At 60.4% G+C, this 7,437-nt stretch carries 8 protein-coding genes and 1 other RNA gene; 7 read left to right on the top strand and 2 right to left on the bottom strand.

Translation table 11 applies throughout. The features are described 5' to 3' along the window. The 3 genes from AC1DLB_RS15885 to AC1DLB_RS15875 all read left to right on the top strand — a co-directional run. On the top strand, positions 1-235 hold a 235-nt coding region (locus AC1DLB_RS15885), incomplete at its 5' end, for a cell division protein ZapA (protein WP_477785258.1). 30 nt (positions 236-265) lie between these two features. Then, a non-coding RNA gene (gene ssrS, locus AC1DLB_RS15880) (6S RNA) lies at positions 266-444 on the top strand. Positions 445-530: 86 nt separating this feature from the next. After that, positions 531-1,136 (top strand): 5-formyltetrahydrofolate cyclo-ligase, encoded by a 606-nt coding sequence (locus tag AC1DLB_RS15875; protein ID WP_018927583.1) that lies wholly within the window; start codon positions 531-533, stop codon positions 1,134-1,136. A 35-nt stretch (positions 1,137-1,171) separates the two neighbouring features. Here the strand turns inward: AC1DLB_RS15875 and AC1DLB_RS15870 are convergent, their stop codons facing one another. Beyond that, a complete protein-coding gene (locus tag AC1DLB_RS15870) occupies positions 1,172-1,321 on the bottom strand; it encodes a hypothetical protein (protein WP_007899400.1) in 150 nt (49 codons plus the stop codon). A 196-nt stretch (positions 1,322-1,517) separates the two neighbouring features. Here AC1DLB_RS15870 and AC1DLB_RS15865 point away from each other — a divergent pair, with 196 nt between their 5' ends. From AC1DLB_RS15865 to AC1DLB_RS15850, 4 genes are all read left to right on the top strand, one after another. Continuing rightward, on the top strand, positions 1,518-1,967 hold the full coding sequence (locus AC1DLB_RS15865; RefSeq protein WP_064621039.1) for an EVE domain-containing protein: 450 nt from the start codon (positions 1,518-1,520) through the stop codon (positions 1,965-1,967). Positions 1,968-2,096: 129 nt separating this feature from the next. After that, on the top strand, positions 2,097-3,062 hold the full coding sequence (locus AC1DLB_RS15860; protein WP_019580536.1) for an HlyD family secretion protein: 966 nt from the start codon (positions 2,097-2,099) through the stop codon (positions 3,060-3,062). Beyond that, positions 3,059-5,782, top strand: a complete 2,724-nt coding sequence (gene rbbA, locus AC1DLB_RS15855; protein ID WP_477743601.1) for a ribosome-associated ATPase/putative transporter RbbA — start codon at positions 3,059-3,061, stop codon at positions 5,780-5,782. Before AC1DLB_RS15860 ends, rbbA begins: the two co-directional genes overlap by 4 nt. Beyond that, a complete protein-coding gene (locus tag AC1DLB_RS15850; protein ID WP_018927578.1) occupies positions 5,782-6,900 on the top strand; it encodes an ABC transporter permease in 1,119 nt (372 codons plus the stop codon). The genes rbbA and AC1DLB_RS15850 overlap by 1 nt, the downstream gene beginning before the upstream one ends. 60 nt (positions 6,901-6,960) lie before the next feature. Here AC1DLB_RS15850 and AC1DLB_RS15845 read toward each other — a convergent pair whose 3' ends face one another. Then, complete coding sequence (locus AC1DLB_RS15845) at positions 6,961-7,368, bottom strand: flagellar basal body-associated protein FliL (protein ID WP_019580533.1); 408 nt, start codon at positions 7,366-7,368, stop codon at positions 6,961-6,963. Positions 7,369-7,437: the final 69 nt, after the last annotated feature.

Genomic DNA, 7,437 nt, shown 5'->3' with positions numbered 1-7,437 from the left:
GATCAGCGCCGCCCGCTACCTGGACGGCAAGATGCGCGAAATCCGTAGCAGCGGCAAAGTCATCGGCGCCGACCGCATTGCCGTGATGGCTGCGCTGAACATCACGCACGACCTTCTGCACAAGGAAGAACGTCCGGATGTGCAGGCCAGCGGTTCGACCCGCGAACAGGTTCGCGACCTGCTGGACCGCGTCGACCTGGCGCTGTCGACCGATCCGGATGTCACCAAGGGCTGATTCGCCAGGCCGCTTGAGTTATACTCGCATCACTCCCTGGGGTGCTTGCCAGTTGACCACGTCCCTGAGCCGATTCGCACTACCCTGGAGGTTGCACGTTGGGCTGGTGTGCATGTCCGCTAGACGGAAAGCCTTAAAGCCTACTGCATCTTCCACCTTGAACTTTCGGGTTCAAGGGCTAAGTCAGCAGCGGTTCATCCGGGGAGCCTGATTTCAATCCGATGCCGGTTTTCATACCGGCATCGGCATGTTTACGGGTACGCTTTTAGTACTCGCACTTCTGAAGCCTGAATCCATGACCGAACCTGCGCTGCTGCCCCGACCGCAACTTCGACGCATGCTGCGCAAGGCCCGCCGCGCACTGACCCCCAGTCAGCAGCGCGAGGCCGCTCGCGGGCTGTATAAGCAATTGGCCCAGCACCCACTGTTCCGCCGCGCAAAACACATCTCCCTGTACCTGCCCACCGACGGTGAAATCGACCCGCGCCTGTTGATGCGTGCCGCGCAACGTCGGGGCAAGGCGACGTACCTGCCGGTACTCAGCGCCTGGCCGCGAACCAAAATGGTGTTCCAGCGGATTCGTCCCGGTGAAAAACTCAAACCCAACCGTTTCCGTATTCCAGAACCACGGGCCAATATCGCCCGGCAACGCAAGGTCTGGGCGCTGGATCTGGTGTTGCTGCCGCTGGTGGGGTTTGACGATGTCGGCGGACGCCTGGGTATGGGCGGCGGCTTCTACGACCGAAGCCTGGCGTACCTGGCGCGCCGAAAAAGCTGGCACAAGCCGACGCTGCTGGGCTTGGCCCATGAATGTCAGAAGGTTCAACGATTGGCTCAGGCGAGCTGGGATGTGCCGTTGCAGGGCACGGTCACTGACAAGGCGTGGTATTTCGCGGACTAGACGCCACTGATATCAGCGGCGTCCAAAAGACGGGCTCAGCGCTTGAAGGCCGACGGCTGTTGCTGCGCGATCTCGACGGGAGCATCGGTCTTGTTGGCCCACAGGCTTTGGGCGTAGCCGGTGGTCACGACGCCCAAACCGAACAAAATAACCAATATCCATAATAAATCCGGTTTGCGTTTCATCGATTGCCCCCCTCAAGGCACATCAACACGATGACAGCAGCGGTTTCCGTTTGTAGGCCGTGCAGCAGCGTCAAGCTAAGAAGGCCGGCATTTTGCGACAACGTGAACCGACACGCAAACGCTGGCGTCAACCGACTGTCGGTTTGTCATAAAATTGCCTGACCACTTGTCCACCCACCTCGCAAGGAGCAAAACCATGGCTTATTGGCTGATGAAATCCGAGCCCGACGAACTCTCCATCAAAGACCTGGAGAAGCTTGGGCGAGCGCGCTGGGACGGGGTTCGCAACTACCAGGCGCGCAATTTTTTACGGGCCATGGCAGTCGGCGACGAGTTTTTCTTCTATCACTCCAGCTGCCCTGAGCCAGGGATTGCCGGAGTCGGAAAGATCGTCGAGGCGGCGTATCCGGACCCGACGGCGCTGGAGCCCGAGAGTCATTACTTCGATCCGAAGGCCACTGCCGAGAAAAACGCCTGGAGCGCGATCGATGTCGCTCACGTCGAGACGTTTTCCAAGGTGCTTAAACTCGATTATCTGAAGCAGCAAACGGCACTCGCCGAGATGCCACTGGTGCAGAAAGGCTCGCGCCTGTCGGTAATGCCGGTGACAGCCGAGCAATGGGCAGTGGTGCTTAATCTGCGCTAAATACTGCGCTACAGCCTGTGACTCTGGCTTACCTTGCCAAACGGTCAGGCTTACCCCTCAGTTGACTGACATCAAGTCGCCCTAGCACTTTCCTGTCAGACTGGGACGCAATAGACGCAGGATGCAGACATGTCGACGCACAGCCGCTCTTCGCTTTTCTTCGTTTTTTTGCTGGGGGCTGTATTGCTGGCCGCCGGAGGGTTTGGTTATTGGCGGTCGACCGTTAACCGACTGCCCCAAGGGTTGTCTGTCGGCAATGGTCGACTTGAAGCCACTGAAGTGCAGATCGCCAGCAAAACACCCGGTCGATTGGCTGAAGTGCTGGTGGACGAAGGCGACAAGGTAACCCAGGGGCAACTGTTGGCCCGCATGGACACCCGTACCCTCGAAGCACAGCGCAACCAGGCTGAAGCCGAAGTGATACGCGCCCGGGAAAATCTTTCCGCGGCCCAGGCCAATGTGAAACTGCGCCAGAGCGAGCAACTGCTTGCCCAGCAAGAGCTCAAGCGCTCCCAGGCATTGTTCAATCGCGGTTTCGCCAGCGGCCAGATCATCGACCAACAGCAGTCACGCTTCGACACCGCCAACGCAGCTGTTACGGCGGCCCGCGCACAGGTGTCCGCCGTCGGCGCAGCCATTGGCGCTGCACAGGCGCAAGTGGCTCAGTTAAACAGTGAAATCGACGACAGCAGTTTGCGAGCCCCCATCGACGGGATAATTCAGCTTCGCATGGCCGAACCCGGGGAAGTGCTCGGCGCCGGAGGGCGAGTGTTGCTGCTGATTGACCCGAATGACCAATACATGAACCTCTACCTTGCAGCCTCCGTCGCCGGACGCCTGGCGGTCGGCGATGAAGCGCGGATCCTGCTGGACGCCCTGCCCGACCAGCCACTGCCGGCAAAAATCAGCTTCGTGGCGGCCAAATCGCAGTTCACACCCAAAGAAGTCGAGACTCGCGACGAACGTCAGAAACTGGTATTTCGGGTCAAGCTACGCCTGACCCGTCCCAGCGCCGTGCCCCAGGCCAAACCGGGGATGCCCGGCAATGGTTACGTGCGCACCGCTCCCATTGACTGGCCGGCCAATCTTCAATGACCGGCCTGGCACTGCATGCCACTCGCCTTCAGCACCGCTATGGCGAACGGCATGCACTGACCGACATCACGCTCAGTCTGCCCACTGGTACCCGGTGTGGGTTGATTGGCCCGGATGGCGCCGGCAAATCCAGCCTGCTGGGATTGATCGCCGGCGTGAAGACGCTACAGGAGGGCCAACTGGAAGTGCTCGGTGGCTCGATCCAGGACCGGCGCCACCGCAACAGCCTCTACTCGCGCATCGCGTTCATGCCTCAAGGTCTGGGCGGCAACCTGTACCCTGATCTGTCGATCCGCGAGAACATTCACTTCTTCGCCACGCTGTTCGGGCTGTCCGCGGCCGAAAGCGATCAGCGCATGCACAGCCTGCTGCTGGCCACCGATCTACTGCGATTTGCCGAACGCCCGGCCGGCAAGCTGTCGGGCGGAATGAAACAGAAGCTCGGACTCTGTTGCGCACTGATCCATGAGCCGGATTTGTTGATCCTCGATGAGCCGACCACTGGCGTCGACCCTTTGTCCCGACGGCATTTCTGGGAGTTGATCGATGATGTTCGGCGCCAACGCCCGCAACTGACGCTACTGGTCGCCACCGCGTACATGGAAGAGGCCGAACAGTTCGAACACTGCCTGATGCTCGATGACGGCAAGCTGATCGCCGCCGGTTTGAGCCGCGATCTGGCGGCGGTAACCCCCAGCGGCAAGCTCGATGAAGCCTTCACCCACTTTCAGGGTGACACCGGCCACGACAACCAGCCGCTAGTGATCCCTCCCCGAACCAATGCTACGGCCGACATCGCTATCCAAGCCCATGACCTGACCCTGCGCTTCGGYGATTTCACCGCTGTGGATAAAGTCAGCTTCGCCATCGGCCGCGGCGAGATCTTCGGGTTTCTGGGCTCCAACGGCTGCGGCAAAACCACCACCATGAAAGTGCTTACCGGACTGATTCCGGCCAGCGAAGGCAGTGCCATGCTGCTGGGCAACCCAGTGAACGCCAAGGATCTGGCCACCCGCAAGCGCGTCGGCTTCATGTCTCAGAGCTTCTCGCTCTATGGCGAACTCAGTGTCCGGCAGAACCTGGACCTGCACGCGCGACTGTTCGATCTGCCCCAGGCCGACAGCACTCAGCGCATCGACGAACTGATCCAGCGCTTCAGCCTAACCAGCGTCGCCCATCAGCCGTCCGGTGCATTGCCGCTGGGTCTGCGTCAACGATTATCCCTGGCGGTGGCGGTGCTGCATCGCCCGGAAGTGCTGATCCTCGACGAACCTACCTCCGGCGTCGACCCGGCGGCGCGGGACGATTTCTGGCGACTGCTGATCGAACTGTCCCGTGAACAGGACGTGACAATCTTCCTGTCCACCCATTTCATGAACGAAGCCCAGCGTTGCGACCGCATCTCATTGATGCACGCAGGCAAGGTTTTGGCCTGCGACACCCCGGCAGCACTGCAACAGCAGTTCAACGGCCAGACACTTGAGGCCGCGTTCGTCACCTGCCTGGAACAGGCCCAGAGCCCGGGCGCGACAGAGGCGCCACCAACGCCCATCGACACAACGCTCGCACCCACCCCATCAATGAAAGACCGTCGCTTCAGCTTTGGGCGACTGCGGGCATTGGCGAGCCGTGAAGGCAAGGAACTGCTGCGCGATAGAGTACGCCTGGCCTTCGCTCTGCTCGGGGCGATGCTCATGATGGTGATTTTCGGCTATGGCATTTCCCTGGACGTGGAGAAACTCGCCTTCGCGGTCTACGACCAGGACCAGACCCCGCAAAGCCGGGCTTATCTGGAGGCCTTCCGCGGCTCCCGTTACTTCGACGAACAACCCCCGATAAGCGATCCGGCGCAGTTGCATCGACGACTGCAACGCTCGGAAATCAAACTGGCGCTGGAGATTCCCCCCGGATTCGGTCGGGATCTGTTCGCCGGTCGCCAGCCTACGGTGGCGGCCTGGCTCGACGGCGGTATGCCGTTTCGCGCTGAAACCAGCCGCAACTATGTGGAAGCGGTACACCAGGCCAACCTGGAGCAACTGGCGGATCAGTCCAGTCCCGCACCATCCCGGCAAGCGCCAGCCAAACTGGAAACCCGTTTCCGCTACAACCAGGATGTCGTCAGCGTCAACGCCATCGGCCCTGGAGTGATGGCGCTGATCCTGGCGTTTATCCCGGCCATGCTGACTGCGCTGGGCATTGTGCGGGAGAAGGAACTGGGCTCGATCACCAACTTCTACGCCACACCGCTGACCCGCCTGGAGTTTCTGTTAGGTAAGCAGGTGCCGTATCTGGCCGTCAGTCTGATCAATCTCGCCGTGCTGACAGCCATGAACCGCTGGCTGTTCGGCGTCCCTTTCAAGGGCAGCGCATTGACCCTGGCCTTCGGCGGGTTGCTCTACGTGCTGGCGACCACCAGCATGGGCCTGTTGATTTCGGCGTTCACCCGAACCCAGATCGCCGCCATTCTCGGCACCATGATCATCACCAGCCTGCCGACCATCCAGTTTTCCGGTCTGATCGTGCCACGGTCGTCCCTTGATGGCGCCGCCGCGGTCATGGGGATGCTGTTTCCGGCAGGCTATTTTCTCGATATCGCTGTCGGCACCTTTACCAAGGCGCTGGATATCCGGCAGTTGTGGCCACAATGCCTGGCGCTGTTCGGGTTCTTTCTCGGGTTCACCGGGCTCAGCCTGGCCATGCTGAAAAAGCAGGAGGTCTGATGCATAAGCTCGCGCACATCCTGCGTCTTGGCCTCAAGGAACTCACCAGCCTGCGACATGACAGTGTGTTGCTGCTGTTCCTGTTTTACGCCTTTACAGTGGCGATCTACATGCCGGCCGCGGGCTCAGTGATCGGTGTGCACAACGCCAGTGTGGCCATGGTCGATGAAGATCACAGCCCCATGTCACGCCAACTGGCCCAGATTCTGCGGCCGCCGGAATTTCAACCACCGGTGCCGCTGCCTTATGGTCAACTGGACGAGGTGCTGGACAACGGGCGGTACACCTTCGTGATCAATGTTCCAGCCAATTTTCAGGCCGATCTGCTGGGCGGCCACCAGCCGGCGGTGCAGGTTAACGTCGACGCCACGGCCATGAGCCAGGCGTTCATGGGGGCAGGCTATATCGGGAGGATTTTCCAGCGCGAGCTGTTGACCTACAGTGGCCAGGGCGATGCGGCGAGCCAGACACCCGTGCGGCTGACAACACGAGCGCTGTTCAATACCAATCTGGAGGGTGGCTGGTTCCTGGCGGTGATTCAGATCGTCAACAACATCACGATCCTGGCCATCATCCTGACGGGCACGGCGCTGCTGCGTGAACGCGAACACGGCACTCTCGACCATTTGCTGGTGCTGCCGCTGACGGCACTGGAAATCATGCTGGCGAAAGTCTGGAGCAACATGCTGGTGGTGGTGCTGTGCACCTGGGTGTCGCTGGAAGTCATTGTCAAAGGCGCCCTTGGCGTGCCGCTGGCTGGCTCCATGAGCTTTTTCTTGCTGGTAACGGCGGTTTATCTGTTCGCCAGCACGGCGCTGGGGATATTCCTCGCGACCCTCGCCCGCTCGACACCGCAGTTCGGCTTGTTGGCGATTCCGGTGATTATCCCGATGTTGCTGCTTTCCGGGGGCAGTACGCCCCTCGACAGCATGCCGCAATGGCTGCAATGGGTGATGCAGGGCTCGCCATCGACGCACTTCGTCAGCCTCAGCGCCGCGATACTGTTTCGCGACGCCGGCATTGGCGTGGTCTGGCCGGACTTGCTGGCATTGAGCGCCATCGGCCTGCTGTTCTTTACCATTGCACTGCTGCGGTTTCGCAAAAGCCTAGCGTCCTGAAGGGCCGAGTCGCCCTTCGCAGGCAAGCCCGCGAAGGGGCCGCCCCAGACAACAAAAGCCTTACTGGATAATGAGGTTGTTGAACAACAGATCCTCAACCACCGGCTTGCCGGTTTCGTCGTTCATCACTTGCTGGGTCTGCTTCAAGGCTTCCTGACGCAGCTTTTCCTTGGCTTCGACGTTGTTCATGGTTTCAGTGGTCTGCTGGGCAAACAACGCCACCAGCTGATTGCGGATCAACGGCTCATTGGCCTTCACCGCCTTGGTCGCCTCGTCACCAGTCACCCGTAGCGCCACATCGGCCTTGTAGACCTTGAGCTTCGGCGTGCCATCCAACCCATAGTTGCCCACGAACGGCGGGCTCAGGGTGATGTAGTTGACCTTCGGGGCTTCACCTTCTTTGGCTTCTTCGGCCATCGCTGCCACAGGCAGAGACAGGGCCAGCATCAACATGATCCACGCTTTCACAATTCGCTCCTTATCCGGTTTGCGGCCTAGCATAACGACCCGCCGCTCAAGCACAAGCTTATGGCTGAC

Source organism: Pseudomonas sp. 05N434 (assembly GCF_056396965.1).
This window is presented reverse-complemented; position numbering and strand designations above follow the sequence as displayed.

Coding starts and splice junctions, on each gene's coding strand:
- AC1DLB_RS15875 (WP_018927583.1), top strand. CDS start 531: ATGACCGAACCTGCGCTGCTGCCCCGACCGCAACTTCGACGCATGCTG.
- AC1DLB_RS15870 (WP_007899400.1), bottom strand. CDS start 1,321: ATGAAACGCAAACCGGATTTATTATGGATATTGGTTATTTTGTTCGGT.
- AC1DLB_RS15865 (WP_064621039.1), top strand. CDS start 1,518: ATGGCTTATTGGCTGATGAAATCCGAGCCCGACGAACTCTCCATCAAA.
- AC1DLB_RS15860 (WP_019580536.1), top strand. CDS start 2,097: ATGTCGACGCACAGCCGCTCTTCGCTTTTCTTCGTTTTTTTGCTGGGG.
- AC1DLB_RS15850 (WP_018927578.1), top strand. CDS start 5,782: ATGCATAAGCTCGCGCACATCCTGCGTCTTGGCCTCAAGGAACTCACC.